Origin of the sequence: Campylobacter lari (assembly GCF_004357905.1) — a bacterium.
In the GTDB taxonomy this organism is placed as follows: Bacteria; Campylobacterota; Campylobacteria; order Campylobacterales; family Campylobacteraceae; genus Campylobacter_D; species Campylobacter_D lari_D.
Window position 1 is genome coordinate 21,819 of the sequence record NZ_SMTT01000005.1, and the last position, 26,881, is coordinate 48,699.

Genomic DNA, 26,881 nt, shown 5'->3' on the forward strand with positions numbered 1-26,881 from the left:
TTTATTATGACGCACGCAACTATAGAGCATCAATACTTTGGCATCTTTGCAATGCTTGTTATTGCAAGTGTTATATTTTTTACTTTGGTGTATATTTCTTCTAAAATAGGCTCTAAGCTAGCCTCTCATAATAGAAAAAAACTTGGATTAGGAATTTATGAGTGCGGGCCTATGGCTTCTAAACAAGCAAATAAAATCAATTCTCAATTTTTTGTTTTTGTTTTGATTTTTATTTTGCTTGATATTGAAGTGGTGTTTTTATTTCCTTGGGCGGTGATTTTTAAAGATTTAACCGCAGAACTTTCAAAATATGGCTTATCTTTATTTGCCTTAGTGGAAGTGTTTGTTTTTATTTTATTACTTGCAGTAGGCTTTTTATATGCTTATAAAAAAGGAGCATTTGCATGGCAGAGTATCAAAAAATGAGTAATGCGCCAGTTGTTTTAACTACGGTTGATAAGTTAGTGCAATGGGGTAGAAGTAATTCTTTATGGGCACTATCTTATGGACTTGCCTGTTGTGCTATTGAAATGATGGCAGCAGGTGGTGCAAGATATGATTTTGATAGATTTGGAACAATTTTTAGAGCAAGTCCAAGACAATCTGAAGTAATGATTATAGCGGGTACTTTAAGTAAAAAACATGCTGAATTTACAAGAAGACTTTATGATCAAATGCCTGATCCTAAATGGGTTATTTCTATGGGTTCTTGTGCAAATACCGGCGGTATGTTTAATACCTATTCTACTGTCCAAGGAGTGGATAGGATTATTCCTGTTGATATTTATGTACCAGGCTGTGCCCCGCGTCCTGAAACTTTTCAATTTGCTTTGATGATTTTGCAAAAAAGAATTCGTAAAGAAAAAGCAAGCAGAAAAATAGCTCCAAAAAGGCTTATATGATGAGAAAATATAGCGATAAGAAAAATGCTCAGTTAAAAAATTATTATGAGGATAGATTTTACCATGCACCTGCAACTAAAAAACTAAGCATAGAAAGCAGTATTTTTGAGAGTGATCATCAAATTTTAAGCCAAGAATTTGAGTTAAAAAATTCTTTTATAGAGCTTGATTTTTGGGTGATTGAGATAAACAAAGATGATAATGTTGCTATTCTTGATAAGCTTAAGAATTTAGGTTATAGCTGTTTTACTGACGCAAGTGCGATTGATTTTGTCGCTCAAAAACAGGGTTTTGAAGTATATTATCAGCTTTTAAATATGGAGAAAAATTTAAGAGTGAGAATAAAAACTTTCGTTGGTTTAAAAGAAAGGCTTCAAAGTGTTATGAGCGTTTTTAAGGGTGCTAATTGGTGTGAGAGAGAAATATATGATATGTTTGGAATTTTCATCATCAATCATCCGAACTTAAAAAGACTTTTAATGCCTGATGATTGGTATGGATATCCTTTTTTAAAAAGCTATCCTTTGCATGGTGATGAATTTGCTAAATGGTATGAGATAGATAAAATTTTTGGTAAAGAATACCGCGAGGTTGTAGGTGAAGAAAATAGAGATCCAGGTTTTGTAGATGAAAAAGACACGCTAAACTTTAGTAGAATTTATCATGAGGTTGGTAAAGGCGAAGCTCCAAGAGAGGATAAATACCTACAAGAATATCAAGAAGAAGGTGGCGTGCCTTTTGTTAAAAAAGCCAAAAGAACGCAAGTAAAAATTTTAGATAAGAGAAGATAAAATGCAAATTTCTACTAAATTAAAACCTTATTATGAAAATATAAGCTTTGAGCGTGAAGATGGCACCATGATAGTAAATCTTGGCCCTCAACATCCAAGTGCTCATGGAAATTTACGCCTTATTTTAGAGCTTGATGGAGAAGAAATCACCAAGGCTGCTCCTTGTATAGGTTATATGCATCGTGGTATGGAAAAAATGGCTGAAAATATGATCTATCAAGAGTTTATCCCAACTACTGATAGAATGGATTATATCGCAGCTAGTGCAAATAATTATGCCTATGTAGCTGCTGTGGAAAAACTTTGTGGTTTGGAAATTCCACGCAGAGCAAGTGTGATAAGGATGATTTTACTTGAGTTAAACCGTATTGCTTCGCATTTGTTATGGCTTGCTACACATGCGCTTGATATTGGTGCGATGACAGTATTTTTATACTGCTTTAGAGAGCGTGAGTATGTACTTGATCTAATAGAAAAATATTGCGGGGCAAGACTTACGCATTCATCTATGAGAATAGGCGGGGTAATGCTTGATTTACCTGAAGGTTTTTTAGATGAACTTTTGGTATTTTGTAATAAATTTCCAAATGATATAAAAGATTATGAAGCTTTGCTTGATGATAATAGAATTTGGCGCGCAAGAACTGAAAATGTAGGAGTTGTAAGCAAAGAACAAGCGCTAAGTTGGGGTTGTAGTGGGGTTATGCTAAGAGGAAGTGGTATTGCTTATGATGTTAGAAAAGAAGAGCCTTATTTGCTTTATGATGAGGTAGATTTTGGCGTGCCTGTGGCCAAAATGGGTGATTCTTATGCAAGATATAAGGTTTATATGCAAGAATTTAGAGAAAGTTTAAAAATTTTAGTTCAATGTGCTAAGCTTTATCAAGATACTCCGCCTGAAATTTTATGCAATCATCCTGAGTATGTAAGTGCTTCAAAAGAGCAAATCATGACGCAAAATTATTCTCTTATGCAACATTTTGTCCTAGTAACCCAAGGTCTAAAACCACCAAAAGGAGAGGTGTATGTGCCAACTGAAAGTCCAAAAGGCGAACTTGGATTTTTTATCCACTCAGATGGTAGCGGCAGGCCATATAGATTAAGAGCTAGAACCCCAAGCTTTTTTCATTGTGCATTTTTAGAAGAAATGCTTGTTGGATCATATTTGGCTGATGCAGTGGCAATTTTAGGAAGTATTAATATAGTTTTAGGCGAGATAGACCGATGAGACGCGTGGATTTAAGAAAAAGTCAAGATTTGTTTAAGGATTTAGAACAAATCATTCAAAATTCTTACATGGGTGAAGTTTTAGTAGTTTTATTTGAAATAGGAGATTTTTCTAATGTAGAAAAAAGTTTTGCTTTCATAAAAGAGCAAAATTGTGAACTTTTAAATTCTTTAAAATTTAATCAAGTAGATTGGACTATAGTTTTTAAAAAGGTAGGACAATGAAATTAGCAAAATATCAAGAAGGCTTAAATGCTTTGTGTTTTGTGGATTTGCTTTCTTTAAAAAATCCTTCACTTTGCGCTAAGCTTAACAAAAGTAAAAATTATAATATTTCTTGTTTAGAGGATAAAAATTTAAAAGCAAACTTTTATAAATGTGAGATTGCAAGTGTGCCTTTCGTGCTTGCTTTGCTTTGTAAGATGAGCTTGGAGACTGAATTTGACGAATTTGATGAGGGGTATTTAAGTGCTGAATCTTGCTTTGGTGAAGAAGAAGCTTTAGAGATTTTAGAGTTTTTAAAAGAAGCAAAATGTATTATTTTTGATGAAAATTTATATCAACATAAAGATTTTGAAAATATTAAGTATTTTTTAGAAAAACTTTGTCATAAATTTAATCTTTTGCTAATTTGCTCTAATGAAAATGAAGAAAATTTATCAATACAAAATTCTTTTAGTGAGCTTTTAGAACTTGATAATTTTGATGGAACTATTATCATGCAAGCACCTTTGGGAGACAAAAATTTGCATTGCTCTTCTTCCTTTGCTTTAATTGCTAAGGTTAAGGATGAGGATAAAATTAATTTAAAAATAAACACTCAAGAATTTACAACTATAGTAAAAATCAATCATGATTTGAAAGGCACGGTGGCTTTGTTTGATTATGAAAGCGCTGATTTTGCTTTTTCAAAAGCTCAAGTTAAGGTTATAAAATGAAAGTTATCATTAATGGTATAGAATGTGAGGCAAATGAGGGTGAGTATATCTTAAATGTCGCAAGAAAAAATGATATTTTCATTCCTGCAATTTGTTATTTAAATGGTTGTTCTCCAACACTTGCTTGTCGTATGTGTATGGTAGAAGCTGATGGTAAAAAGGTTTATTCTTGCAATACTAAAGTTAAAGAAGGTATGGTAGTAGAGAGTGATTTATCAAATTTATGGGATGAGCGTAATGCTATCATGCAAGCATATTGCATCAACCACCCTTTACAATGTGGGGTATGTGATAAATCCGGTGAGTGTGAGCTTCAAAACTTTACACACAAAGCAAGAGTAAATGTGCAAAATTATTGGATTAAAGATACCCATAAAGAGCATAAAAAATGGGGCGAGATTAATTATGATCCAGCTTTATGTATCGTGTGTGAAAGATGTATTACAGTTTGTAAAGATAAAATAGGAGAAAGCGCTTTAAAAACTACTCCAAGAGGAGCAAGCGCGCCCGATGCAAGCTTTAAAGAAAGTATGAGTAAAGATGCGCTAGCTATTTGGACTAAATTTCAAAAGAGTTTAATTGCGCCAAGTGGTGGCGATATGCTTGATTGTTCTTTTTGTGGAGAATGTACAAGTGTATGTCCAACGGGAGCTTTGGTGGGTTCGGCTTTTCAATATACATCTAATGCTTGGGAGTTAAAGAAAATTCCAGCTAGTAATCCGCATTCAAGTGATTGTGAGTTGATGTATTATGATATTAAACAAACTAGTATTAATAATCAAAAAGAAAAAATTTATAGAGTGAGTAATGATTTTGCTTTTGCTACGCTAAATAAAGCTGCAAGATATGGTTTTAATACCCAAAATGAAGTTCAAGGTAAAGACGAAAAAGCTTTTGAAAAACTAGTAAATATGATAAAAAATAATGAAATAAAAAATATTTTATTTAATAGTTTTATTACTAACGAAGAAGCTTTAATCTTGCAAAATTTAAGTAAAAAATTTAATCTTAATCTTATAAATCATGAAGCTAAAAAATTCCAAGATTTCCTAGCTTGTTTTTATCAAAATGCAAATGCAATATATAATGCAAATACAGACGATATCACTCAAAGTGATTTTTTAATCATCGTAGGTTCGTTTTTACGCTATGATGCGCCAACGCTAGGATATAAAGTTAATAACGCTTTGGTAATGAATAAAGGTGCAGGGCTATATTTTCACCCTATAAAAGATAAAGGCGTGGATAAATATTCTAAAAATTTCTTGCAGATTAATCATGATATTAAAGATAATGAAAGTATTTTATTATTTATCTTGCAAAAATTTGCCAAAGAGCTTTCGCAGGATTTTAAAAACACATTAGAAAATGCATATTATCAAGATACAAAAGAAATAGAAGAAACTATTAATGAAGAAGTTACTGAAAAGATAGAAAAGCAAAATGAAAATGGCGAAACTATTATAGAAGAAGTTAAAAAACTTGTGCCTAAAAAAATTAAAAAAAGCATAGAGGTGCAAAGATCAAATTATGCGAAAAATCTTGGCATAGATGAGGATATTTTAGAAACTTTACTCGCAAAAAAGCAAAAATTTACACTTATTATAGGAAGTGATTTTTACTATGATGAGCAAAGTGCCAAGCTAGCAAAACTTTGTGCTTTGGTGCAAAAATATACTGAATTTAAAGTCTTTTTAAATCCAACTTGCACTAATACCTTAGGTGTGAGTTTAATTTGTGATTTAAGTCAAGATTTTCAAGCAGGAAAAACATTAGGTTATAACGAAAAAGGCGATTTTACTTTTTCTTATGATGGGCATTTTGATCTTGCAAGTTCTAGTTTAAATCAACAAGAAGGTAGCTTTGTAAATTATGATAAAAGATTAGTTCCTACAAATGCGGCTTTAGAATTTAAAGGTTATTTTTTAAATGATTTGGCAAATGCCTTAGGTTTTGATGAAGAATTTACGATCAACTATACTAAATTTTTACCACAAAATAAAGGCTTTAGGGTAATTGACTTTGATGAGTTAGAAAATCATTATGATAATGGTGGGGTAAATCATAGAGGTTATGAGCTTGATTTTTCCCATTTTGAGTTTGAAAAAACATTAAGCATTCAAGAAGTTAAAGAGCAAAATGAAGGAAATTTAACTTTATATCATGCAAATAGCATTCATCAGTTTTCAAAGCTTAGTAATAGAGCTTTTAATGAGGTTGGAGCTTTATTTTTATCGTCTGATTTAATGCAAAAATTTGATTTAAACCAAGATGATAGTGTTATTTTAAAAAATGAAAAAACTCAAATTGCTATAAGTGTAAAATGTGATGAATCTTTAGAAAATGGTGCGTATTTAGGGGATTATGATAGTAAGATTGATTATAAATCTTTATTTGATAATACTCGATATGTAAAAGTTTGGCTTGAAAAAGCAGGAGCTAAAATATGAGTGATATTACTTTTTTTATTGTAGAAACAATTATAAAATGTGTGCTTGTTATAGCTATTTTTGCTACTTTAGCAGGCTTGGCAACTTATCTTGAAAGAAAGGCTTTGGCTTTATTTCATCGTCGTTTAGGGCCTGATATGGTAGGTCCTTTTGGATTGCTTCAGGTAGTTGCTGATATGATTAAACTTTTTACTAAAGAGGATATAGTGCCAACTTATGCTCAAAAAGTGGTATTTTTAATTGCTCCATTGATTGCAGCAATTTGTGCTTTTGTAGCAATTGCAGCTATACCTATTTTTCCTGAATTTACTTTATTTGGTAGAGTGATTCGTCCTATTATCGCTGATATTAATGTAGCCTTGCTTTTTGTTGTAGGTATGGGTGGAGTTAGTTTTTATGCGATTTTTTTAGGAGGTTTAGCAAGTAATAATAAATGGTCGCTGCTAGGCGGGGCAAGAGGGCTTGTTTCTATTATCTCTTATGAGAGCGTTGCAGGGCTTTCTTTGGTGTGTGTTGTAATGCTTGTTGGATCTTTGTCTTTAGTAGATATTAATAACTATCAAAGTGATGGCATACTTTCTTGGCTTATTTTTAAACAACCTTTAGCTTTTATTTTATTTGTGATAGCTATTTTTATAGAAACTAATAGAACTCCACTTTGTTTAAGTGAAAACGAAACCGAACTTGTTTCAGGTTATGGCACTGAATATAGCGGACTTAGATGGGGTATGTTTTTTATCGGAGAATATACAGCCATGATTACCGGAGCGATTATGATATCGCTTTTATTTTTGGGTGGATTTAATGATTTTTGGATTATACCAGGGGCTATTATGATGCTTTTGAAAGTGTCTTTTGTGTTCTTTTGGTATTTTTGGGCTAGAGGTGCTTTTCCGCAACTGCGTCCTGATCAAGTAATGAGAATGTGTTATTTGATTTTAATACCTTTAGCGGTTTTAAATTTATTAATTAGTGCTTTAGTACTTGTGATATAGGAAAAAACAATGAAAAAAGGTTATTTTAAAGTAGATTTTGAGCGTAAAAATCCTCAAAATACTTATGAAAAATTCATACAAGTAATCAAGCGTTCTTTAAATACAGAGCTTTTTGTAGGTTTATTTGTCGTATTAAGAGAAATGTTTAAAAAAAACAATAGCGCAACGATTAAATATCCTATGGAAAAAGTTGCTTTAGATGATAGATATCGTGCAGTTCATCGTTTGATGCGTTTTATTGAAAGTGAAAATGAATGTTGTATTGGTTGTGGCTTGTGTGAAAAAATTTGCATTAGTAATTGTATAAGAATGGAAACGAGTTTAAGCGAAGATGGACGCAAAAAGGTCGAAAATTATAGTATTAATTTAGGGCGTTGTATTTATTGTGGATTTTGCGCTGATGTTTGTCCTGAACTTGCCATTGTGCATGGTAAAGAATATGAAAATGCCGCAGAGCAAAGATCTTATTTTGGTCAAAAGGAAGATTTTTTAACTCCTATCGATGAGCTTAAAAATCAAGTAGTGTTTGAGGGAAGTGGTAGTTTAAGAAAAGATGCTGATGATTTAGTAAAGAAAACTCCAAATTATTATGAGATAGATTTGCAAAGACAGCAAGATGCTCCAAAGGAAGAAAATGTTTGAAACGATAGCTTTTTGTTTATTAAGTGTTTTGGTGTTGGGATTTTTTTTAATTAGTGTTTTAAGCACTAGCGTGCTTTATGCTATCAGTTCTTTGGCTGCGGCTATGGTTTTTTTAAGTGGATTTTATTTTTTACTTAATGCTGAATTTATTGGAGCAATTCAAATAATTGTTTACAGTGGAGCTATTTTAGGTCTTTATAGTTTTGCTATGATGTTTTTTGATGCTTCTATAAAAGTAAAAGAAAGTTTAAAAGGTAAAAGAATCTTCATTTTTGCCGTGATTTTTAGTGCTGTTTTATTAGTTAGTATTATTATGGGATATGAGTTTGGTTTAAATGAAACTAGTGAAGTTTATAGTCTTGATTCTACTCAGCAAATAGGCTTTGCTCTATTTACAAAATATATGCTTGCTTTTGAATTTATGGCAATTTTACTTTTAATAGCTTTAATTTGTGCTATAGCACTTACTCAAAAAAATATAAAAAAGGACGAACAATGATGTTAGAAAAATACTACATTGTGGCTATTTTGATGTTTATCATTGGTCTAATAGGTATCATAAAACGCCAAAATTTAATTATGCTTTTTATTTCAAGTGAAATTTTATTAAATGCTGCTAATTTGGCTTTAGTTACAGCAGGAGCTTCTCATAAAGACATAGAAGGTCAAATTTTTGCTTTATTTGTAATGGGAGTTGCAGCTTGTGAAGTAGCTGTTGGGATAGCGCTTTGTGTTTTATGGTATAGAAAAACAGGAACACTAGAGCTTAGCTCTTTGGCTGAAAAAGGAGAGATAAAATGCAAAATTTAGCTTTAATTGCACTTTTTTCTCCTTTGGCTTCAGCTGTTATTTTAGGTATTTTTGCTTTTAGTGCTAAGAAAATTATTTTAGGTTATTTAGCTTCTTTATTTATAGCTTTTTCAGCTCTTGCTTCAATTGTTTTATTAAATAATGGAGTACATTTTAATTTTGAACTTGGTACTTGGATATCTTTAGTAGATGTTAGTTTTGGTTTTAAAATAGACTCTATTACTTTGATTATGATGAATGTGGTAAGTATAGTAGCGACTTTTGTGCATTTATATAGTATATTTTATATGGAGCATGATGAAGGGTTTAATCGCTATTTTAGCTATTTGGGACTTTTTGTTTTTTCTATGATGTTTTTGATTATGAGTGATAATTTCTTAGGACTTTTCATAGGTTGGGAAGGTGTTGGACTTTGCTCATGGCTTTTGATAGGTTTTTGGTATCATAATGAAAAATACACTTTTGCTGCTAATGAAGCATTTATCATGAATAGAATTGCAGATTTGGCTTTGCTTTTAGGAATTTTCTTAATTTATATAGAATTTAACTCTTTAAAATATGATGAATTTTTTACCCTTTTATCTTTAGGGCATGAAAATGATGTGATTTTGATTTTAATAGCACTTTTACTTTTTGTAGGTGCTATGGGTAAATCAGCACAATTTCCTTTCCATACTTGGCTTGCTGATGCTATGGCAGGACCTACGCCAGTTTCAGCTCTAATCCATGCTGCTACTATGGTTACTGCGGGAGTTTATTTGGTAATTCGCGCAGGGGAGCTTTATTTACAAGTTCCTGAAGTAGGGTATTTTATCGCTATACTTGGAGCTTTTGTAGCGCTTTTTGCTGCTTCTATGGCTATGGTAGCTAAAGATTTAAAAAGAATTATTGCATATTCGACGCTTTCTCAACTTGGGTATATGTTTGTAGCAGCAGGTCTTGGAGCTTATGCAATAGCTTTATTTCATCTTGCAACTCATGCATTTTTTAAATCTTTATTATTCTTAGGTGCAGGTAATGTTATGCATGCTATGAATGATAAGCTTGACATTAGTAAAATGGGTGGACTTTATAAAAGTATGCGTTTTAGTGCTATTTTAATGCTCATAGGTTCTTTAGCTTTAGCAGGAATTTATCCTTTTGCAGGATTTTTCTCTAAAGATTTAATTTTAGGATTTTCTTTTATAAGCCATCATCATGGAATTTTTTTAGTACTTTTAATAGCAGCTTTTATGACAGCTTTTTATAGTTTTAGACTTTTAATGCTTGTATTTTTTGCTCCAAAAAGACATGAAGAACATCCCCATGAAGCTAGTAAAATAGCTTTGCTTGCGATGAGTCCTTTGGCTTTACTTGCTATTATAGCAGGATTTTTTGAGCATAGCTTTATGGATTTTGTAAGTAAAAATTTAGCTTTTATTGATGGTCAAAATTCTTTAGTTATGATACTTGCAAGTGTTTCTGCGGTACTTGGAGTGCTTTTAGCTATCATAGCTTATTGGAAAAATTGGTTTAAACCATCACTTTCTAAAACAAGTATTTACAAACTTTTGTTTAATGAATACTACATACCAAAATTTTATCATCAATTTATTGTTAGTAAGTATGCTTTATTTTGTGAATTTTTAAGAAAAGCTGATAAAGAAATTTTAGATGCTTTGGTAGATAGTATTGCATTTTTCCTTAAAACATTTGCTAGGGTTCTTAGTATGGGTAAGGATTATTCTTTGGCTTTAAGAATTGTAGTTTTGGCTTTTGTGTGTTTATTTTGTTTAGCTTTGGCGGTGTAATATGCTTGGTTTATTAATGTTATTTCCATTTTTTGCGGCTTTTATAGCTTTATTTTTACAAAAAGAAGATAGCAAATCCTTTGCTGTTTTAGTTAGTTTTTTGATTTTAGTTTTTAATGTTTTTTTGTTATTTAACTACGATGGTGGCATGGCTTATGAATTTAGTTTAAATTCTTTGATAGTTAATTTTCACATAGGTGTAGATGCTATAGCGCTTTATTTAATATTACTTTGTTCTATTATGATTTTTTTATCTTTTATATGTTTGGATATTCAAGATAAAAGTGTTGTAATAAGTATATTTTTATTACAATTTTGCATTGTAGGACTTTTTGCTTCATTGGATGCTTTATTGTTTTATGTATTTTGGGAGTTTTCTCTTATACCGCTTATTTATTTAATAGGTAGATATTCAGATAATTATAAGGCAGGGATTAAATTTTTCATTTATGCATTTTGCGGTTCTATGCTTATGCTTTTAGCTATTATTTATGTGGGATTTTTGTATTATCAAAGTTTTGGATATTGGAGTTTTGATTTGTTAGCTTGGTATAAGAGTGAATTTTTTATACCTGAGAATGCACAAAATCTAATATTTGTAGGATTTTTTATTGCTTTTGCGATTAAAAGTCCTTTATTTCCTTTTCATACTTGGGCTCCAAAGGTTTATGCCAAAAGTCCGACTTTAGTATCTGTAATGCTTGTAAGCTTTAAAATGGCACCTTTTGGATTTTTAAGATTTATTTTGCCTTTAGCGCCTGATACTTTGAATCATTATTATTCTTTACTTGCTATTTTATGTATAGTTGGAATTTTATATGCAGCCTTAATTGCTTTTAAAGCCAAGGATTTAAAAGAATTAATTGCTTATAGCTCAATTTCGCATTTGGGCGTGGTAATTTTAGGCATCGTAACTTTTACTTATAATGGGGTTAGTGGTTCTGTATTTTATATGTTTGCACATGGTATAGTAACAGGTGGCTTATTTTTAGCCGCTTATATGCTTTACAAAAGATATCATACTTTTGATTTAGACTTTTATAAAAATTTAGCTAAAACAGCCCCATTATTTAGCTTTTTCTTTGCAGTATTGTTGTTTTCATCTATTTCATTACCTTTGACTATTTCCTTTGTAGGTGAGTTTTTGATCTTGCAAGGTGTGGCAAGTGTAAATTTATGGTATGCATTATTTGCAGGCGGTGTAATCGTTTTAGGAGCTATTTATATGCTAAATATTTATAGAAATATGTTTTTTACTACTTGCGAAGAAGAAGTGTGCAGTAAATTTACGCTTAAAAAAGGTGAAATTTTTGTTTTAAGTATTTTAAGTGCATTAGTGATTTATTTAGGGGTAGCTCCAAGTGCTATGCTAGATCAAATTGCTTCTAATGTAAATAGTATTCTTGAAGTTATGCAAACAAGAAATATCGCCATAGAAAATCAAAAAATCATAGATAGTATAAGAGGTTTTTAATGAGTGGTTTTAGTTTAGAAAAATTAAATTTTGTATTATTATTTCCTGTGTTGTCATTGCTTTTTTGGGCTATTGCATTACTTTTATTGAGTGCGTTTAAAAAACTTTCTAGAAATTTTTATATAGGAGCAAGTGTTATAGCTTTGCTTAGCACTTTGTGTTTTTTATTGCTTTATAATGGTTTTGTTTTAGATGATTCTCATGCTTTTTTTGGTTTATTTGTAAGCGATAATTATGCAATTTTTGCACAAATAATTATTTTGTTTTTTTCTATGCTTTATTTGCTTATAGACAAAGATGAGCAAAGAGCAGAATTTTTTTCTTTATTTTTGTTTATGGTTGCTTCCTTAATATTAATGGTTTCAAGTACTAATTTGATTGTGATTTTCCTAGCTTTAGAAGGATCTTCTTTAGCTCTTTATACATTAATAGCATTAAGAGGAACTCATAATGCTATTAGTTCTAGCATAAAATATTTTGCCTTAGCTGCAGTAGGGGCTGGATTTTTTGTTTTTGCTTGTGCTTTTGTGTATTTAAAAACAAAGTCTTTGGATTTGGATAATTTATTGCATTCTGAATATATTTCAGATCCTATATTATTATGTGCTGGAGTAATGTTTTTGGTTATTGTTGGAGTAAAACTTTCTATCGCTCCTTTTCATTTTTGGCTAAAAGATGTATATTGTGGAGTTCATACAAATTTTATAGCTTTCATATCTATTGTTCCAAAAATTGCTATGATAATAGTAGTTTTAAGAATTTTTTCTGCTTTAGGCGGTGGAGTAAAATTTGAATACATAGTCGCATCATTAGCAATTTTTTCTATGCTTGCTGTAAGCATAGTAGCTTTAATTCAAAAAGATGCAAAAAAAATGCTTGCATATAGCTCTATTACTCATTCTTCTTTTATATTGGCTGTTATTGTTTCTAGTATGAGTGTGAGTTCTCAAGGAGATGGAACTTCTTACCTGCTTTCAATTTTTGCCTTGTTCGTTTATTGGGTTTCTTTTGCTTTTGCAAACTATGGAATTTTTTTAATCTTAAGTTTATTTCAAAAAAGCTCATTTGAAAGTTTTTCTGGCTTATTTGATCAAAGACCCGTATTATCTATAATATTAGCTATGTTTATTTTATGTATAGCAGGAATTCCACCTTTTGGGATTTTTTGGGGTAAAATTTTAATTTTAGCTTCTATTTTAAATTCAGGCTATTATGTGCTTATATTTGCTATAGCTTTAAGTTCCATGATCATGCTTTATGCTTATTTGAAAATTTTAATTTATATCTTTTTTAAAAAAAGTCAATCTATAAAGAGTATAAATTTAGATATTAAGCAAAAGATTATTTTAAGTTTATGTTTTATCGGAAGCTTATCATGTGCGTTTTTGCTTTTGTGAAATAATATTGCTATAATCACGCTCATGATAAGGATTTTATTTTTATTATTATTAAGCATAAATTATATATTTTCTTTTGAGGTTATTGTTAATAAAGGGGAAGAACAAAATCGTCCCTTTACACTTTTGCATTTAAAAGATAATAAAGATTTTACTTGCAAGAGTATTTTTGAATTTGAAAAAACTCATTTTGAGTGTAATGTTTTGGGCGTTAGTAATATGCAATTTCAAAATAAAGAATTTGATGATTTTACAATTTATTTTGAAAAACACCAAACTTTTTTGACAATTAAAATATATCCTAAAATTTTAGCTAAAATGTTTAATTATTCTCAAGATATTTTTAATGCTAAAGAAATTCAAAGTCAAAATGGAGATACTTCTAAACATTTTGTGTTTATTTTTACTAAGGATTTAAGGTATTATAAACCTAGCGATGGACTTGATTTTGATATTTATTTTGATGATGCATTAATGCCTTATATTGGAGCATTGGATTTAAATTCTAATCCTATGGAAACTTCAAAAAGTGCAGATTTTAATGCATATTTTAATATCAAACAAGAATATGAAGCCAAAAAATACGATCAAGTTTTACGAGATGCTGTTAATGCTATTAAGCGTTATCAAGGTAGTGTATTTATGAATGAATTTGAGCTTTATAAATTAAGAGCGCAAAATAAGCTTTATACCTATGAGCTTGATAAAGATCAACAAATTTTAGAGCAAATGCTAGATGATGCTAAAAGATGGGTGAGAACTTATATTAATGATAAAGATTATACGGAAGTAATGTATATCATGATGAGAGTTTATATGGGCTTATCTCAAAGGTCTAATGTTGATTATATTATTGATACTTTAAGTACTGAGCATAAAGACGATAAATATACTATAATAGCTTTACTTGATTATGCAGATTATTTATATCATTTGGGTAAAAAAAATATAGCAAATAATATTTATCAAGATGTATATTATTCTACTCCGAATGCAGATTTAGCTAGTAGGGCTGCTTTATTTTTGTCTAAAAATTATTTAGAAGCGCAAAATACAAAAGAAGCCAAGGAGTTAGCAAGTAAAATTTTAGAGTCAAATCCTGAATTTTTTATGAGTGATTTAGAAAATTCTTTATCTTTAGCTAAGGCTTTTAGTAATCATAGAATTTATGATTTAAGTTCTAAAATTTATGAGTATATTTTTACGCATTTGACTAAAGTCGATAAGGAATATGAAAGAGTATTAAAAGATCTTTCTTTGGCTTTGTTAAATGCAAATGAACATACTAAAGCTCAAAAGTATTTAGATCTTTACACAGAAGATTTTCCTTTGGGTGAATATGTGAGTTTAATAAAAGAAGCTCAAGATAAAAATTTCTTATATTTAAAAGATAATAATGCAAGTTTTTTACATCAAAGATATGAAGAGATCATGCAAAAGTATGCTGGAGAAATTTCTAGTATGGCTTTATTTGATAATGTGAGATTATATTTTCAAGAAAAAAATTATGAAAAAGTTGTAAGTTATCAAAAAGACATAGAAAAATATTCCAACAAAGAAATCAAAAATCTTTTAGAACAAGCTGCTATTTTAGTTTTAGAACAAAATTTAAAAAATGATGAGTGCTTAGCTGCTGTTAAAATATATGATGATTTTAAGGTCTATGATGTGGGAAATAAAATACAAAATAAAAAACAAATGCTTGAATGCTTTAAGCGTACTACTCGTATAGAAGAAGCTAAAAAATATATAGTTGAAAATGAAAATGATGATATTATTTTTTATAAACTTCAAAGTGCTGATTTAGCGCTTAAAGATAAGCGTTATCGTTTTGTTGTAAAAACAATTAATGATATTTTAAATACAAGAACTATTATTAGCGATGATGAAAAATTTGAAGCAAATTATATTAAATTTTTTGCTGAACTTAAATTGCAAGATTATAATGCTATGATAAGAACTTTGCAAAAACTAGAGCAATTTCCTATGAATTATCGTATGGTGGAATTATATTATGAGTTTTTGCGTTATTGTGAAAAAAATAATTTTCTAACAAGTATTTTAACTTATGCTCCAAAGGCTATTGATTATCAAAATTTAAAAGGAGTAAATCTTTTTAGTCCGGATTTAGAATTTATCTATATCAAAGCCTTAAAACAAAACAATCAAGCTCGACAAGCCTTAACTTTGTTTAAAGATTTGCTTGCTAATCCTTTAAAAGATGATGAGCGCGCAAGAGCTTTTTATATGCAAAGCAATATTTATGAAGATTTAAAAGATGTACAAAATCAAAAGCAAAGTTTGCAAAATTGTATAGATATTAACACAACAAGCAATTGGCAAAATTTATGTAAAGATAAATTAAATGTCTTAAACACTCAGCTTTGATGTTTTTTTTAAAACATAAGCTTTTAAATTTTCATAAGCGTTTTGAAAATCTAAAATTTCTTTGTTGAATTTTTTATTAAAAGTTCTTTGTCTTTTGGCAAGTTGTCTTGTGTGAATGATGATGAGTTCTTCAAGCTCGTTTAAATTTATTTTTTTATCTAAAAAATCTTTACATTCTTTTAAGCCTATGGAATTTAGTGCTTTTAAATGATGATCGTAGTTACTATATAGCATTTTAGCTTCATCTATTAAACCCTCATCAAGCATATTTTTAGTGCGTTTAATAATGCGTTTTTCCAAAAGATCTTTTTGCCAAGAAATTTCAAAAATATCAAGTTTTTTAATTAAAGCTTCTTGTTTTGTTTCTTTTAAAACTTCGCTTGGGATTTTATTAGTTTGCTCATAAATTCCAAGCCATTTTTTTAAGCGATAGGTGTCGTTTTTTTCTATTTTGGTATGTGGATCAATTTTTATCATTAAATGATAAATTTCATCATTACTTAGCGTGCTTTGACTTTCTTTGAAATTTTCACTCAAGCCATCCATTAAAGCTTTTAAATAAAAACTAGTTCCACCTGTGATGATAAGCATTTGATTGTTTTTTTGAGCAAAGGCTTTTGCTTTTTTGTATTCTTCAAAAAATAAAGCAATGTTAAAATGCTCATTGACATTTAATAAATTTATGCCAAAATAATCAAGCTCATCTAAGGTTTTTTGCTCTGTTTTGGCTGAAGCGATGTTGATTTGTTTATACACGCAAAGACTATCAAGGCTTAAAATGCTTGCATTAAATTCATAAGCTAGTTTGTTAGCAAGTTCTGTTTTGCCACTTGCAGTAGTTCCAATAAGAGCAAATTCAAAAAACATCGTAAAAATATCCTAAATTTAAAATTATTTTAGTAAAATCATAACAAAAATATATTATAAAGAGAAAAAATGCCTTTATTAAAAGAAAAATTAAAAGATATTTTGGACTTGATTGTTTTTAAGCATTCTATTTTTGCTTTACCATTTTTGTTTGTTTCTATGATTGTAGCTTCTGTTATTTTAAATGATAGCACTTGGTTTGGTTTTAAAGCTTTGTTTTTGGGTGTTATTTGCGCGGTAAGTGCAAGAAATTTTGCAATGGCAATCAATCGTTTGATGGATGAGGACATTGATAAAAACAATCCAAGATGTGCAAATAGACCTAATATCGATGGTCGTATAGGTAAAGCTAGCATTTTACTTTTTATTATTTTAAATGCTATTATTTTTGTTTTGGCAAGTTATTTTATCAACAAACTAGCCTTTGCTCTTTCTTTGCCGGTATTGTTTATTTTAGCTATTTATTCAGCCTTTAAAAGATTTTCATCCCTAGCGCATTTAGTATTAGGATTTTGCTTAGGACTTGCTCCTATTGCAGGCAGTATTGTGGTTTTGGGAAGTATTGAAATTTATAGTGTTATTTTGTGTTTGGGTGTTACTTTTTGGACAGCTGGTTTTGATTTACTTTATGCTTTGCAAGATATGGAGTATGATAAAAAGACAGGCTTGCACTCTATACCTGCTAAATTTGGGCTTGAAGCGACCTTGTTTATTTCAGCATTTTGTCATGTTTTAGCAGTGCTTTTTTGGTTTTTATTTGTTTGGGTAGCTCCAACAGGAAATATTGCATTTTTAGGTGTGATTGTTAGTGCTGTTATTTTATTTTTTGAGCACTGCATTGTTAGAAAGAATTTTGCAAAAATTGACAAAGCATTTTTTACTTTAAATGGGTATTTAAGTATAGTGTTTTTTATTTTTATATGGGTTGATCTTTTATGGAGATGAAATTTTTTAAAAGTTCTTTGGAATTAGAATTTGAAGAGAGCACAGAAAGATATGAAGAGTTTTTGCAAGAATATGTTTCAAGTAATAATTATGTCAATTTAAGCAAATGGAAAAAGCTTGCTTCAAGGGTAGAATTTAGCGAGGGTGAGCAGTTGATTTTTGATTTGCTTATGGATTTAAAGCAAGAATTGTATTTGATAAAAAATGATATTAATAAAACAAAATTATTTGTTAATTTAAAATATAAATCTTTTGTGATTGGGGTAAATTTTACACATATTCAATTTAAAGATAGGTGTTTAATGCAAGATGAAGATTATTATGCTAGATTTAATTTAAATGGTCAAAAAATTAGTATTTTTTTTAAAGCATTAAATGAGAATGAAGCAAAAATCACGCAAATAAAAGCAGAAGATGGGCTTGTGTATGATAATTTTGTAGCAAATATGCAAAGAGCAATGATTAAAATTTTAAAGGAGCAAGAAAATGGATAGTGATTTATTATTGTGGCTAGTTGTAGCTTTATTAATTTTTGCTATGTTTGCTTATATGATGATTAAAGAAAAAGAAAGTATTGTTAAGATCAATGAGCTTGGTAAAATGATAGAAGATTTAAATAAACAATATCATTATTTAAAAAAAGAAAGTTTAGATGAGCAAGAGCAAGAAAAAGAAGAAATAGACACTGAAGCCATAAGAGAAGAATTAAAAGAAGAACTTTTGCAGGTGCTAGAACAAAAAATCAATCAAAATATTATTCCTATTTTAAGTGCTTTAAAAGAAGTGGAAGAAGTAATTGAAGAATTTCAAAGTGAGCAAAAAAATCGTTTATTAAATTTAGAACAAAAAACCCAAAGTATTACAAAATTAAGCCCAAGCTATGATAATGAAGAGCAAAAAGTTATCGAACTTTTTAATCAAAAAAAATCCATAGAGCAAATTGCCAAAGATTTGCGTATAGGTATGGGCAGGGTTGAGCTTATTTTAAAATTTAATAAATTATTATAAAGGCCTTTGATGTTAGTAGATAGCTATGGAAGAGTGATTGATTATTTAAGAATTTCAGTAACACAAAGATGTAATTTTCGTTGCCTTTATTGTATGCCAAAAACTCCATTTGAATGGAGTGCTAAGGAAAATCTTTTATCATTTGAAGAACTTTTTATGTTTGTTAAAGTTTGCATTGATGAAGGAGTTAAGAAAATTCGTATTACAGGTGGTGAGCCTTTAGTAAGAAAAGATTTGCATAAATTTATTGCTATGATTAGTGAGTATAAGCAAGATATAGATCTAGCGCTTACTACTAATGCTTCTTTATTAAAACAACAAGCAAAGGATTTAAAACAAGCGGGCTTAAAAAGAATTAACATCTCTTTGGATACTTTAAAAGAAGAAGTGGCCTTTAAATTAGCTCAAAAAAACATACTCAAAGATGTGTTAAATGGTATTAATGAGGCTTTAGAATTAGGTTTTAATATTAAATTTAACACCGTAGCTCTTAAAGGGATTAATGATAGTGAATTTATCGATCTTTTAGAATTTGCCAAAGCACGCAAAAGCCAAATTCGCTTTATAGAATTTATGGAAAATTATCATGCTTATGGAGATTTAAAAGGCTTAAAATCAACAGAAATTTTAAATATCATTGCTCAAAAGTATTCTTTTAAACAAGGACAAAAAAGTCCAAATGCACCTGCGACTATTTATGAACTTGAAGATGGGTATGAGTTTGGCATTATTGATCCACATAGCCATGATTTTTGTGATAGTTGTAACCGTATAAGGCTTTCAGCCGAAGGGCTTTTAATACCTTGTTTATATTATGATGAGGCTTTAAGCATTAAAAAAGCTATACGCAATAAAGACATAGCAGGTGCTTGTGAAGTTTTAAAAACCGTGATAAAAAATAAATCAGAAAAAAATAGATGGGCAGAAAATGATGCCAATCAAAGTTCTACAAGAGCCTTTTATCAAACAGGTGGATAATGGAAGTTGTTGAAACTTTTTTAAGCTTGCAAGGTGAGGGAAAATATAGTGGAAATTTGGCTATATTTGTAAGATTTGCCGGGTGTAATTTTAACTGCGCAGGCTTTGGAGTAAAAAAAGAAAAAGATTCTAAAATACTTTTGGGCTGTGATACTATAAGAGCTGTTTTTACTAAAGAATTTAAAACTTGTTATAAAACATATACTTCAACAAAGCTTTTTGATGAGGTTTTGAAGCTAGCAAATTCACACAAAGCTATAGTTGTAATTACAGGTGGTGAGCCTTTGTTAAATTATCAAAATAAAGATTTTTTGTGTTTTATTAATTTACTTTTAGAAAATGATTTTATGGTGCATTTTGAAACGAATGCAAGTATTGAAATTGATTTTGAAAAATATCCTTTGTATAAAAAATGTTATTTTGCTTTAGGAGTAAAGCTTAGCAATAGTGGTGTAAAAAAAGAAAAAAGAATTAATGAAAAAGCTTTGAAAGCTTTTAAAAATTATGCTAAGGAAAGTTTTTATAAATTTGTTTTGGATAAGGATTTTTTACAAGAAAATAAAGCCTTAAAAGAAATCAATGAAATTTTACAAGTTTGTAAAAATGATGTTTTTTGTATGCCTATGGGGTCAAATGAAGAAGAAATTTCCAAAAATGCCTTAAGTGTTGCTGAATTTTGTATAAAAAATGGATATAATTACTCCGATAGATTGCATATTAGAATTTGGGGAGATAAAGAAGGCGTATGATTATTAGAAAAATATTTGAATTTGAAAATGCTCATATTGTTAGATTTTGTAGCTCCAAGCGATGTAAAACAAGCATACATGGCCACTCTTATAAGGTAGAAATTTTACTTGAGAGTAAATACCTTGATAATGCTGGAATGGTGTATGATTTTGGTTTGTTAAAAGATGAGATAAAACAAATTATTGATAGTTTTGATCATGCTATTACGCTTTTTAAAGATGATGATAAAGCTTATTTAGAAGATATGAAAAAGCACTCGCAAAGATGGGTGAGTTTACCTGTGAATGTAAGTGCGGAAAATTTTGTACGCATATTTTTTGTACTGATTGATACTTTGCTTTTAAAGACTAAGATGGTCAATGGTGAGCAAGGTGTTAGTTTAAAAAGCATTATTGTACATGAAACAAGAACAGGTTATGCACAAGGTTTTAGAGAAGATGCTTATAGTGAATTTTTACCAAAGATTGATTTGGCAGATATTGACTTTTCGCAAGCTATAAGAGATGAATGGAAAAATAAAGATTTTTTTGAAAAACTTCAAGATGTAAATTTTGTTTTTATCAATCAAAAGGAGGTGTAATGAAAAAGATTTTATTGATTGTGCCAATATTGCTTTTTATGGCTTGTTCAAATCAAGAGAATAAAAATATAAAAAAAGAAATACAAACCGAGCAAGTTCAGATTGAACAAAGTGATTCTAATGTCATTATAGATGATGAAACACTTCCTATACCTGTTGATGATGATATACAAGATGAAAATAATACACAAGGACAATAATGGATCAAAGTTATGAATTTTTTTTAGCATTGCATGTGTATAGTTTATATACAAATGGTTTTTTAATGTTGTTTTATTTGTATTTGACTCAAAGTAACTTCTCACAAGAATTTATCTTTATAAAAAGAATTCGTCTATTTTTACCAATTTATTATTTGTTTTTAGCAATTACACTTTTTACTGGAAGTTTGTTATGGGCTTTAAAGCATTTTGAATTTAATTTCTATGTGCTTTCTATGTGGTTTTGTTGGATTTTGATTTTTGCTTTGGCTGTTTATCAATTTGTTTTATTTAAAAAAGCAAGATTGTTTAAACGCTATGCTAAATTTAGATTTTTAAGTTTTTTTATTTTGTGTTTAGGTATATTCTTGCTTTTTGTACCTTATTTGCTTAAGAGGTTTTATTTTTAATGCAATTTTTATATCACCCACAAAGTGGTGCTGTAAGTTTAGAGCTAGAAAATGAAGCCTTTTTACACTTAAAGGCTCGAAGAATTAAAGTGAGTGATAAAATTATATTAAAGAATTTGAAAGATTTTTATGCTTACACTTATGAATGCATAGAGCTTTCTAGACGCTCTTGCATATTAAATTTACTTGATAAAAAAGAAGAAAAACAAGAATTAAAAACATATATACATTTAGCTTTGGCGGTGATTGATCCAAAGGTTATAGAAAAAACTTTACCTTTTTTAAATGAACTTGGAGTAGCAAAACTTTCTTTTGTGTATATGGAATACTCGCAAAAAAATTTTAAATTAGATTTTAAAAGAATGGAAAAAATTCTTATAGAATCATCCCAGCAATGCGGTCGTGCTTCTTTAATGGAACTTGAAAGTTTTGATGACTTTAAAAAATTTCAGCAAGCTTATGAAAATATTGTTTTGATAGATTTTGAAGGTAAAGATTTGATGAATTTTGATCCCGATAGATATGTATTTTTGGTTGGGGCTGAAGGCGGATTTTCGCAAAAAGAAAGAGAAATAAATATAAAAAGAGCAAAATTACAAGCCAACTATATACTTAAAGCACAAACAGCACTTATAGGGGTTGCTTCAAAATTTATAATTTAAAAGCATGCTTAAATTTAGCTATTTTTTATATAAAAATCTATATAATTACGCCTTAATGTTTTGAAAAAGGATAAACAATGAAGAAAGAAATTCACCCAGAATATGTAGAGTGTAAAGTTAGTTGTGCTTGTGGAAATTCTTTTACTACTAAGTCAAATAAATCAGAAATTAAAGTTGATATTTGTTCAAGCTGCCACCCATTCTTTACAGGTAGTGAAAAAATCGTAGATGCTGCGGGTCGTGTAGAGAAATTTAAGAAAAAATACGCAATGCAATAATGTTATATTTTATTCCTACGCCCATAGGAAATTTAAACGATATTTCTTTTCATTCTTTAGAAATTTTACAAAAATGCAAGCTCTTTTTATGTGAAGATACAAGAGTTTGCAAATCTTTAATTCATCTTCTTAATGAAAAATTTAATTTAGAAATAAAGCCTGATAAATATATAGCTTTACATACTCATAATGAAAAAGATTTTTTAGCAAAAATAGATGAGGATTTTTTTAAACAAGATATTGCATATTTAAGTGATGCAGGTATGCCAGGTATTAGCGATCCGGGGCAATTTTTAATCGAATATGCTATTAAAAACAATATTGACTATGAAGTCTTAACAGGATCAAATGCTGCTTTGCTTGCATTGGTTTCAAGTGCATTTTGTAAAAAAGAATTTATTTTTATGGGTTTTTTGGCCAATAAAAATCCTCAAAGACAAAAAGATATTGAAAATTTAATGCTTAATCCTTATCCTAGTATAGTTTATGAAGCACCCACTAGAATACTTAATTTAGTAGAAGAAATTAGTAAAATTGATCCTTTAAGAGAAATTTTTATCATAAAAGAAGCAACAAAGAAATTTGAAACTAAATTTAGAGCAGAAGCTTTAGAGGTTTTGGAAAAATTAAAAACAATGGATTTACGCGGTGAATGGTGTGCAGTGGTAAATGCCAAAGAAAAGCAATTTCATCAAAATACCTTGTGTGAGCAAGATATTTATGAGCTTGATTTATCTTTAAAGACAAAGGCAAAACTTCTTTCGAAAATCAATGCAAAATCTCCAAAAGAAAATTATCAAAAACTGCTTTTAAGTTGAATTTGGTTATTATTTAAAAATGATAGTTTATGGTAAGCAAGTGTTTTTTTATATCTTAGAAAAGCATGAAGAAAAAATTAAAGAAATTTATTTGGCAAAAGAATGTGAAAAAGCTGATTTTTCAAAAATAACAAGGGCATCAAAAAAAATTAAAAAACTCGATTTTAAAGCCGCACAAAGCTTGGCAAGAGGTGGAAATCATCAAGGTTTTTTAATGGAAATTGATGAATTTGAATTTAGCTCTTTTGAGAGTTTAAAAGAAAAAGATTTTATAGTTATTTTATATAATATTAGCGATGTTGGAAATATAGGTGCTATCGTGCGTAGTGCTTATGCTTTAGGTGCCGATGGGGTTATTTTGGTAGCTAAAAGCGTGGCTATGGATGGAGTTATTCGTGCAAGTAGTGGAGCAGCTTTAGATATGAAAATAGTCTTAAATGATGATATTTTAAGCATGATAAATGAGTTAAAACAAAAAGGTTTTTATATCTATGCTAGTGCAAGCGGAGGTAGTGATATACATACTATCAAGGCCAAAGATAAAAAAGTTTTGATTATGGGAAGTGAAGGTTTTGGTATAGCGCCAAAGGTGCTTAAAAAATGCGATGAGTGCGTAGGTATAAAAATGCACAATGATTTTGATAGTTTAAATGTTAGTGCAGCATTTGCAATACTTTGCGATAGGATGAAAAATGGATAGTTGGAAAAAATTAGAAGATTTAAATTTGTTAGAAGTTCAAAAAAGAACACAAATAGAAATAGCTTGTCTTGAATATATCATTAAGAAAGATTTTAAGTCTTTATCTCGCTTTAATGTAAATGGCTTTATTAAAATTTTACAAAGAGAGTATGAGCTTGACTTTTCTAATTTTTTAGAAGAATATCATGTCTATTTAGAAGAAAATGGTATTGAGAAAAAAAATCATGTGCATATTTCACCTAGAATGAACTCATATACCAAAGAAAGCTCAAGTGTATGGTATATTGTGATTATAGTAGTAGTACTTTTGATAGTAGCTTTGGCCTGGGGTGTTTCAAGATTTTTTCAAAGTTCTACTTTAGATGAAAATACCACCAATGTATTAAATCAAGAGCAGGTTGTTTTAGAAGAAAAAGTTGATGAAAATGAAACACCAGTTCTTAATTTTTTTGCTGATGATGCTATGGAAAATAATGAAACAAACGCGACTATTTTAGAACCAATAAGCGAGAACAATAATACAGAAAAAACATTAGAAGATAATGCTAGCTCAAATATGCCTGAAGAAAATATCATTTTACTCAATGAAAGCATTATAAAACCAAGTGCAGAGCTTTGGCTTGGTATGGTGGATTTAAAAACTTTTAGAAAGAGCTCTTTAACTATTAAAAATGATTATGTTTTACCTTTGGATAAAGATATGTTAATTACCACAGGCCACGCTGCTTTTAGCTTAAACGATGAAAATAATAATACTTTAGAGTTTAAAAACGGTGTGTCTAAATTTTTAATGATTAAAGATGGTAAAATCAAACAAATTACAAAAGCTGAATTTATCAAAGAAAATAGAGGAAAATTATGGTAAGAATTTTAATATTTTCCATTTTTTTTACTCTTAACGCTTTTGCACTAAGTGCTTTAGAAGTTGCAAAACATATTGTTAATGATAATTCTAAAGATGCAAAATTAGAGCTCTTGTTTGCAAGGAATGATTATAAAGATGAACGCGGAAATGTAGATATTTACACTATTTCTCAAATTTTAAAAACTAATTCTTTGGCAAATTTTATATTAAATGAGCCAAAAACTCTAACTTTTAGTTTTAAAGCTCAAGCTGATTCTGTTTTATTTTTTAAAACTATTAATGATACTTTAAACGAATTAGGCTATGTGTATTTTATACCAACTGAATTAACTTTAAGGGAAAATTATATCACCTATAAGTTAGCTGTAGATTCTCAATATATGCTTGATCCAGGAGTTTTCTATAAAGCCTTGTTATCAAGTTCTGTTTTTATTAAAGATATTTCTAAAATTTCAGAATTAAATTATGAGTATGAGCTAGATTTTTCAAAAGCAAAACCTAAAGTCAATACTCAAATTCCACTAAATACCATCACTCAATTAAATAAGCCTTTAAGGGAATATATTGTTGATTTACAAGGAGCAAAAAGCATAGAGCTTAGTGCGCACAATCTTGATTCTTGGTTTTGTAAAATTCAATTTTTAGATAAAAATTTAAATTTTATTCAAGGTATGGAAAACACACACAAACAAAATGAAATTAATATAAATATCCCATTGGGTGCAAAATATGCTATCATTGGCGATATGTTTAGCCTTGATAACATAAAAAGGGGTTTAAAAATTTACTTAAGACGCTAAAAAGGATGGAAAATGTTTGAAGAAATTCATTTTAATACCATAGAAAGACTTCCAAATTATGTTTTTGCTGAAGTTAATGCGATTAAAATGGCAGCAAGAAGAGCAGGGGAGGATATAATAGATTTTTCTATGGGAAATCCTGATGGTAAAACTCCTCAACACATTATAGATAAACTTTGTGAAAGTGCAAATAAAGAAAAAACTTCTGGTTATTCTGCTTCGAGTGGAATTTATAAACTAAGACTTGCAATTTGTAATTGGTATAAAAGAAAATACGATGTTGATTTAGATCCTGAAAGTGAAGTAGTTGCAACGATGGGTTCTAAAGAAGGCTTTGTAAATTTAGCAAGAGCCGTTATTAACCCAGGAGATGTAGCTATTGTACCTACACCCGCTTACCCTATACACACTCAAGCTTTTATCATAGCAGGTGGTAATGTAGCAACTATGAATTTTGATTTTAATGAAAATTATGAATTAAATGAAAATACTTTTTTTGAAAATTTACAAAAAACACTACATGAAAGTATTCCGCGTCCAAAATATGTAGTAGTAAATTTTCCGCACAATCCTACAACAGTCACTGTGGAAAGAAGTTTTTATGAGAGATTAGTTGCAATGGCAAAAAAAGAAAGATTTTATATTATTTCTGATATTGCTTATGCAGATTTGACTTTTGGTTCTTATAAAACCCCTTCTATTTTTGAAGTAGAAGGTGCTAAAGATGTAGCGGTAGAAACTTATACACTTTCAAAGTCTTACAATATGGCAGGTTGGCGTGTAGGTTTTGTAGTGGGTAATAAACGCTTAATTGCGGCTTTGAAAAAAATCAAGTCTTGGTTTGATTATGGTATGTATACTCCTATACAAGTTGCTGCTACTATAGCTTTAGATGGAGATCAAACTTGTGTTGAAGAGATTAAGGCAACTTATGCAAAAAGATTAGAAGTCTTGCTTGATTCATTTTTTCAGGCAGGATGGGAGCTGAAAAAACCTAATGCAAGTATGTTTGTTTGGGCAAAACTCCCTCAAGGTAAAGCTCACCTTGGAAGTATGGAATTTTCTAAACAGCTTTTGCAAAAAGCAAATGTAGCGGTAAGTCCTGGAGTTGGTTTTGGTGAAGCGGGTAATGAGTATGTTAGAATAGCTTTAATAGAAAATGAAAACCGCATTCGTCAAGCAGCAAGAAATATAAAAAAATATTTAAGAGAATAAA

31 protein-coding genes are annotated in these 26,881 nt (G+C 29.5%); 30 read left to right on the plus strand and 1 reads right to left on the minus strand.

What is annotated here, in order from left to right; translation table 11 throughout:
* Positions 1 to 6: 6 nt before the first annotated feature.
* The 15 genes from E2O22_RS04790 to E2O22_RS04860 are packed head-to-tail and all read left to right on the plus strand — an operon-like array spanning position 7 to position 15,804.
* Positions 7 to 426 (plus strand): NAD(P)H-quinone oxidoreductase subunit 3, encoded by a 420-nt coding sequence (locus tag E2O22_RS04790; protein WP_133319470.1) that lies wholly within the window; start codon positions 7 to 9, stop codon positions 424 to 426.
* Positions 405 to 902 carry a NuoB/complex I 20 kDa subunit family protein gene (locus tag E2O22_RS04795; protein ID WP_039619352.1) on the plus strand — a complete coding sequence of 166 codons (498 nt, stop codon included), beginning with the start codon at positions 405 to 407 and terminating at the stop codon, positions 900 to 902. Before E2O22_RS04790 ends, E2O22_RS04795 begins: the two co-directional genes overlap by 22 nt.
* On the plus strand, positions 902 to 1,693 hold the full coding sequence (locus tag E2O22_RS04800; protein ID WP_133319471.1) for an NADH-quinone oxidoreductase subunit C: 792 nt from the start codon (positions 902 to 904) through the stop codon (positions 1,691 to 1,693). The genes E2O22_RS04795 and E2O22_RS04800 overlap by 1 nt, the downstream gene beginning before the upstream one ends.
* 1 nt (position 1,694) lies before the next feature.
* Positions 1,695 to 2,921: an NADH dehydrogenase (quinone) subunit D gene (gene nuoD / locus E2O22_RS04805; protein WP_133319472.1), complete on the plus strand. Its 1,227-nt coding sequence runs from the start codon at positions 1,695 to 1,697 to the stop codon at positions 2,919 to 2,921.
* Complete coding sequence (locus tag E2O22_RS04810; RefSeq protein ID WP_133319473.1) at positions 2,918 to 3,145, plus strand: NADH-ubiquinone oxidoreductase subunit E family protein; 228 nt, start codon at positions 2,918 to 2,920, stop codon at positions 3,143 to 3,145. The genes nuoD and E2O22_RS04810 overlap by 4 nt, the downstream gene beginning before the upstream one ends.
* Entirely contained in the window at positions 3,142 to 3,858 is a 717-nt protein-coding gene (locus tag E2O22_RS04815; RefSeq protein ID WP_133319474.1) for a hypothetical protein, read from the plus strand. Before E2O22_RS04810 ends, E2O22_RS04815 begins: the two co-directional genes overlap by 4 nt.
* A complete protein-coding gene (locus tag E2O22_RS04820; protein WP_133319475.1) occupies positions 3,855 to 6,308 on the plus strand; it encodes an NADH-quinone oxidoreductase subunit G in 2,454 nt (817 codons plus the stop codon). The genes E2O22_RS04815 and E2O22_RS04820 overlap by 4 nt, the downstream gene beginning before the upstream one ends.
* On the plus strand, positions 6,305 to 7,303 hold the full coding sequence (nuoH, locus tag E2O22_RS04825; RefSeq protein WP_133319476.1) for an NADH-quinone oxidoreductase subunit NuoH: 999 nt from the start codon (positions 6,305 to 6,307) through the stop codon (positions 7,301 to 7,303). The genes E2O22_RS04820 and nuoH overlap by 4 nt, the downstream gene beginning before the upstream one ends.
* A 9-nt stretch (positions 7,304 to 7,312) precedes the next feature.
* Positions 7,313 to 7,945: an NADH-quinone oxidoreductase subunit NuoI gene (gene nuoI / locus E2O22_RS04830; RefSeq protein ID WP_133319477.1), complete on the plus strand. Its 633-nt coding sequence runs from the start codon at positions 7,313 to 7,315 to the stop codon at positions 7,943 to 7,945.
* On the plus strand, positions 7,938 to 8,444 hold the full coding sequence (locus E2O22_RS04835) for an NADH-quinone oxidoreductase subunit J (protein ID WP_133319478.1): 507 nt from the start codon (positions 7,938 to 7,940) through the stop codon (positions 8,442 to 8,444). The genes nuoI and E2O22_RS04835 overlap by 8 nt, the downstream gene beginning before the upstream one ends.
* Positions 8,444 to 8,755 (plus strand): NADH-quinone oxidoreductase subunit NuoK, encoded by a 312-nt coding sequence (gene nuoK / locus E2O22_RS04840; protein WP_087699810.1) that lies wholly within the window; start codon positions 8,444 to 8,446, stop codon positions 8,753 to 8,755. Before E2O22_RS04835 ends, nuoK begins: the two co-directional genes overlap by 1 nt.
* Positions 8,743 to 10,545 carry an NADH-quinone oxidoreductase subunit L gene (gene nuoL / locus E2O22_RS04845; RefSeq protein WP_133319479.1) on the plus strand — a complete coding sequence of 601 codons (1,803 nt, stop codon included), beginning with the start codon at positions 8,743 to 8,745 and terminating at the stop codon, positions 10,543 to 10,545. Before nuoK ends, nuoL begins: the two co-directional genes overlap by 13 nt.
* A 1-nt stretch (position 10,546) precedes the next feature.
* On the plus strand, positions 10,547 to 12,019 hold the full coding sequence (locus tag E2O22_RS04850; RefSeq protein ID WP_133319480.1) for a complex I subunit 4 family protein: 1,473 nt from the start codon (positions 10,547 to 10,549) through the stop codon (positions 12,017 to 12,019).
* Positions 12,019 to 13,416: an NADH-quinone oxidoreductase subunit N gene (locus E2O22_RS04855; protein ID WP_133319481.1), complete on the plus strand. Its 1,398-nt coding sequence runs from the start codon at positions 12,019 to 12,021 to the stop codon at positions 13,414 to 13,416. Before E2O22_RS04850 ends, E2O22_RS04855 begins: the two co-directional genes overlap by 1 nt.
* A 24-nt stretch (positions 13,417 to 13,440) precedes the next feature.
* Positions 13,441 to 15,804: a tetratricopeptide repeat protein gene (locus tag E2O22_RS04860; RefSeq protein ID WP_133319482.1), complete on the plus strand. Its 2,364-nt coding sequence runs from the start codon at positions 13,441 to 13,443 to the stop codon at positions 15,802 to 15,804.
* Here the strand turns inward: E2O22_RS04860 and miaA are convergent.
* Positions 15,787 to 16,671, minus strand: a complete 885-nt coding sequence (miaA, locus tag E2O22_RS04865; RefSeq protein ID WP_133319483.1) for a tRNA (adenosine(37)-N6)-dimethylallyltransferase MiaA — start codon at positions 16,669 to 16,671, stop codon at positions 15,787 to 15,789. The genes E2O22_RS04860 and miaA overlap by 18 nt on opposite strands.
* A gap of 69 nt (positions 16,672 to 16,740) precedes the next feature.
* Here miaA and mqnP point away from each other — a divergent pair, with 69 nt between their 5' ends.
* From mqnP to E2O22_RS04940, 15 genes are all read left to right on the plus strand, one after another.
* Positions 16,741 to 17,616 (plus strand): menaquinone biosynthesis prenyltransferase MqnP, encoded by an 876-nt coding sequence (gene mqnP, locus E2O22_RS04870; protein ID WP_133319484.1) that lies wholly within the window; start codon positions 16,741 to 16,743, stop codon positions 17,614 to 17,616.
* Positions 17,613 to 18,110 (plus strand): hypothetical protein, encoded by a 498-nt coding sequence (locus E2O22_RS04875; RefSeq protein WP_133319485.1) that lies wholly within the window; start codon positions 17,613 to 17,615, stop codon positions 18,108 to 18,110. The genes mqnP and E2O22_RS04875 overlap by 4 nt, the downstream gene beginning before the upstream one ends.
* Positions 18,103 to 18,624, plus strand: coding sequence for a DUF6115 domain-containing protein (locus tag E2O22_RS04880; protein WP_133319486.1), 522 nt, complete (start codon positions 18,103 to 18,105; stop codon positions 18,622 to 18,624). Before E2O22_RS04875 ends, E2O22_RS04880 begins: the two co-directional genes overlap by 8 nt.
* Before the next feature lie 9 nt (positions 18,625 to 18,633).
* The gene (gene moaA, locus E2O22_RS04885; RefSeq protein ID WP_133319487.1) at positions 18,634 to 19,602 is read left to right on the plus strand and encodes a GTP 3',8-cyclase MoaA; all 969 of its coding nucleotides are present in this window, start codon (positions 18,634 to 18,636) and stop codon (positions 19,600 to 19,602) included.
* The gene (locus tag E2O22_RS04890; RefSeq protein WP_133319488.1) at positions 19,602 to 20,351 is read left to right on the plus strand and encodes a 7-carboxy-7-deazaguanine synthase QueE; all 750 of its coding nucleotides are present in this window, start codon (positions 19,602 to 19,604) and stop codon (positions 20,349 to 20,351) included. The genes moaA and E2O22_RS04890 overlap by 1 nt, the downstream gene beginning before the upstream one ends.
* Positions 20,348 to 20,932 carry a 6-pyruvoyl trahydropterin synthase family protein gene (locus E2O22_RS04895; RefSeq protein ID WP_133319489.1) on the plus strand — a complete coding sequence of 195 codons (585 nt, stop codon included), beginning with the start codon at positions 20,348 to 20,350 and terminating at the stop codon, positions 20,930 to 20,932. The genes E2O22_RS04890 and E2O22_RS04895 overlap by 4 nt, the downstream gene beginning before the upstream one ends.
* On the plus strand, positions 20,932 to 21,132 hold the full coding sequence (locus E2O22_RS04900) for a cytochrome C (protein ID WP_133319490.1): 201 nt from the start codon (positions 20,932 to 20,934) through the stop codon (positions 21,130 to 21,132). The genes E2O22_RS04895 and E2O22_RS04900 overlap by 1 nt, the downstream gene beginning before the upstream one ends.
* The gene (locus E2O22_RS04905) at positions 21,132 to 21,542 is read left to right on the plus strand and encodes a hypothetical protein (protein ID WP_133319491.1); all 411 of its coding nucleotides are present in this window, start codon (positions 21,132 to 21,134) and stop codon (positions 21,540 to 21,542) included. Before E2O22_RS04900 ends, E2O22_RS04905 begins: the two co-directional genes overlap by 1 nt.
* Positions 21,542 to 22,204 (plus strand): 16S rRNA (uracil(1498)-N(3))-methyltransferase, encoded by a 663-nt coding sequence (locus tag E2O22_RS04910; RefSeq protein WP_133319492.1) that lies wholly within the window; start codon positions 21,542 to 21,544, stop codon positions 22,202 to 22,204. Before E2O22_RS04905 ends, E2O22_RS04910 begins: the two co-directional genes overlap by 1 nt.
* A 77-nt stretch (positions 22,205 to 22,281) precedes the next feature.
* On the plus strand, positions 22,282 to 22,482 hold the full coding sequence (gene rpmE / locus E2O22_RS04915) for a 50S ribosomal protein L31 (protein ID WP_039664588.1): 201 nt from the start codon (positions 22,282 to 22,284) through the stop codon (positions 22,480 to 22,482).
* Entirely contained in the window at positions 22,482 to 23,300 is an 819-nt protein-coding gene (gene rsmI, locus E2O22_RS04920; protein ID WP_133319493.1) for a 16S rRNA (cytidine(1402)-2'-O)-methyltransferase, read from the plus strand. The genes rpmE and rsmI overlap by 1 nt, the downstream gene beginning before the upstream one ends.
* A gap of 19 nt (positions 23,301 to 23,319) precedes the next feature.
* On the plus strand, positions 23,320 to 24,000 hold the full coding sequence (gene rlmB, locus E2O22_RS04925) for a 23S rRNA (guanosine(2251)-2'-O)-methyltransferase RlmB (RefSeq protein ID WP_133319494.1): 681 nt from the start codon (positions 23,320 to 23,322) through the stop codon (positions 23,998 to 24,000).
* Entirely contained in the window at positions 23,993 to 24,865 is an 873-nt protein-coding gene (locus tag E2O22_RS04930) for a hypothetical protein (protein WP_133319495.1), read from the plus strand. Before rlmB ends, E2O22_RS04930 begins: the two co-directional genes overlap by 8 nt.
* Positions 24,859 to 25,665 (plus strand): hypothetical protein, encoded by an 807-nt coding sequence (locus E2O22_RS04935; RefSeq protein ID WP_133319496.1) that lies wholly within the window; start codon positions 24,859 to 24,861, stop codon positions 25,663 to 25,665. Before E2O22_RS04930 ends, E2O22_RS04935 begins: the two co-directional genes overlap by 7 nt.
* Before the next feature lie 12 nt (positions 25,666 to 25,677).
* A complete protein-coding gene (locus tag E2O22_RS04940) occupies positions 25,678 to 26,880 on the plus strand; it encodes an LL-diaminopimelate aminotransferase (protein WP_133319497.1) in 1,203 nt (400 codons plus the stop codon).
* The last annotated feature ends 1 nt before the right edge of the window (position 26,881 follow it).

Excerpts from the sequence above, each read along its gene's own strand:
- E2O22_RS04790 (WP_133319470.1), top strand. The coding sequence starts at position 7 with ATGACGCACGCAACTATAGAGCATCAATACTTTGGCATCTTTGCAATG.
- E2O22_RS04795 (WP_039619352.1), top strand. The coding sequence starts at position 405 with ATGGCAGAGTATCAAAAAATGAGTAATGCGCCAGTTGTTTTAACTACG.
- E2O22_RS04800 (WP_133319471.1), top strand. The coding sequence starts at position 902 with ATGAGAAAATATAGCGATAAGAAAAATGCTCAGTTAAAAAATTATTAT.
- nuoD (WP_133319472.1), top strand. The coding sequence starts at position 1,695 with ATGCAAATTTCTACTAAATTAAAACCTTATTATGAAAATATAAGCTTT.
- E2O22_RS04810 (WP_133319473.1), top strand. The coding sequence starts at position 2,918 with ATGAGACGCGTGGATTTAAGAAAAAGTCAAGATTTGTTTAAGGATTTA.
- E2O22_RS04815 (WP_133319474.1), top strand. The coding sequence starts at position 3,142 with ATGAAATTAGCAAAATATCAAGAAGGCTTAAATGCTTTGTGTTTTGTG.
- E2O22_RS04820 (WP_133319475.1), top strand. The coding sequence starts at position 3,855 with ATGAAAGTTATCATTAATGGTATAGAATGTGAGGCAAATGAGGGTGAG.
- nuoH (WP_133319476.1), top strand. The coding sequence starts at position 6,305 with ATGAGTGATATTACTTTTTTTATTGTAGAAACAATTATAAAATGTGTG.
- nuoI (WP_133319477.1), top strand. The coding sequence starts at position 7,313 with ATGAAAAAAGGTTATTTTAAAGTAGATTTTGAGCGTAAAAATCCTCAA.
- E2O22_RS04835 (WP_133319478.1), top strand. The coding sequence starts at position 7,938 with ATGTTTGAAACGATAGCTTTTTGTTTATTAAGTGTTTTGGTGTTGGGA.
- nuoK (WP_087699810.1), top strand. The coding sequence starts at position 8,444 with ATGTTAGAAAAATACTACATTGTGGCTATTTTGATGTTTATCATTGGT.
- nuoL (WP_133319479.1), top strand. The coding sequence starts at position 8,743 with ATGCAAAATTTAGCTTTAATTGCACTTTTTTCTCCTTTGGCTTCAGCT.
- E2O22_RS04850 (WP_133319480.1), top strand. The coding sequence starts at position 10,547 with ATGCTTGGTTTATTAATGTTATTTCCATTTTTTGCGGCTTTTATAGCT.
- E2O22_RS04855 (WP_133319481.1), top strand. The coding sequence starts at position 12,019 with ATGAGTGGTTTTAGTTTAGAAAAATTAAATTTTGTATTATTATTTCCT.
- E2O22_RS04860 (WP_133319482.1), top strand. The coding sequence starts at position 13,441 with ATGATAAGGATTTTATTTTTATTATTATTAAGCATAAATTATATATTT.
- miaA (WP_133319483.1), bottom strand. The coding sequence starts at position 16,671 with ATGTTTTTTGAATTTGCTCTTATTGGAACTACTGCAAGTGGCAAAACA.
- mqnP (WP_133319484.1), top strand. The coding sequence starts at position 16,741 with ATGCCTTTATTAAAAGAAAAATTAAAAGATATTTTGGACTTGATTGTT.
- E2O22_RS04875 (WP_133319485.1), top strand. The coding sequence starts at position 17,613 with ATGAAATTTTTTAAAAGTTCTTTGGAATTAGAATTTGAAGAGAGCACA.
- E2O22_RS04880 (WP_133319486.1), top strand. The coding sequence starts at position 18,103 with ATGGATAGTGATTTATTATTGTGGCTAGTTGTAGCTTTATTAATTTTT.
- moaA (WP_133319487.1), top strand. The coding sequence starts at position 18,634 with ATGTTAGTAGATAGCTATGGAAGAGTGATTGATTATTTAAGAATTTCA.
- E2O22_RS04890 (WP_133319488.1), top strand. The coding sequence starts at position 19,602 with ATGGAAGTTGTTGAAACTTTTTTAAGCTTGCAAGGTGAGGGAAAATAT.
- E2O22_RS04895 (WP_133319489.1), top strand. The coding sequence starts at position 20,348 with ATGATTATTAGAAAAATATTTGAATTTGAAAATGCTCATATTGTTAGA.
- E2O22_RS04900 (WP_133319490.1), top strand. The coding sequence starts at position 20,932 with ATGAAAAAGATTTTATTGATTGTGCCAATATTGCTTTTTATGGCTTGT.
- E2O22_RS04905 (WP_133319491.1), top strand. The coding sequence starts at position 21,132 with ATGGATCAAAGTTATGAATTTTTTTTAGCATTGCATGTGTATAGTTTA.
- E2O22_RS04910 (WP_133319492.1), top strand. The coding sequence starts at position 21,542 with ATGCAATTTTTATATCACCCACAAAGTGGTGCTGTAAGTTTAGAGCTA.
- rpmE (WP_039664588.1), top strand. The coding sequence starts at position 22,282 with ATGAAGAAAGAAATTCACCCAGAATATGTAGAGTGTAAAGTTAGTTGT.
- rsmI (WP_133319493.1), top strand. The coding sequence starts at position 22,482 with ATGTTATATTTTATTCCTACGCCCATAGGAAATTTAAACGATATTTCT.
- rlmB (WP_133319494.1), top strand. The coding sequence starts at position 23,320 with ATGATAGTTTATGGTAAGCAAGTGTTTTTTTATATCTTAGAAAAGCAT.
- E2O22_RS04930 (WP_133319495.1), top strand. The coding sequence starts at position 23,993 with ATGGATAGTTGGAAAAAATTAGAAGATTTAAATTTGTTAGAAGTTCAA.
- E2O22_RS04935 (WP_133319496.1), top strand. The coding sequence starts at position 24,859 with ATGGTAAGAATTTTAATATTTTCCATTTTTTTTACTCTTAACGCTTTT.
- E2O22_RS04940 (WP_133319497.1), top strand. The coding sequence starts at position 25,678 with ATGTTTGAAGAAATTCATTTTAATACCATAGAAAGACTTCCAAATTAT.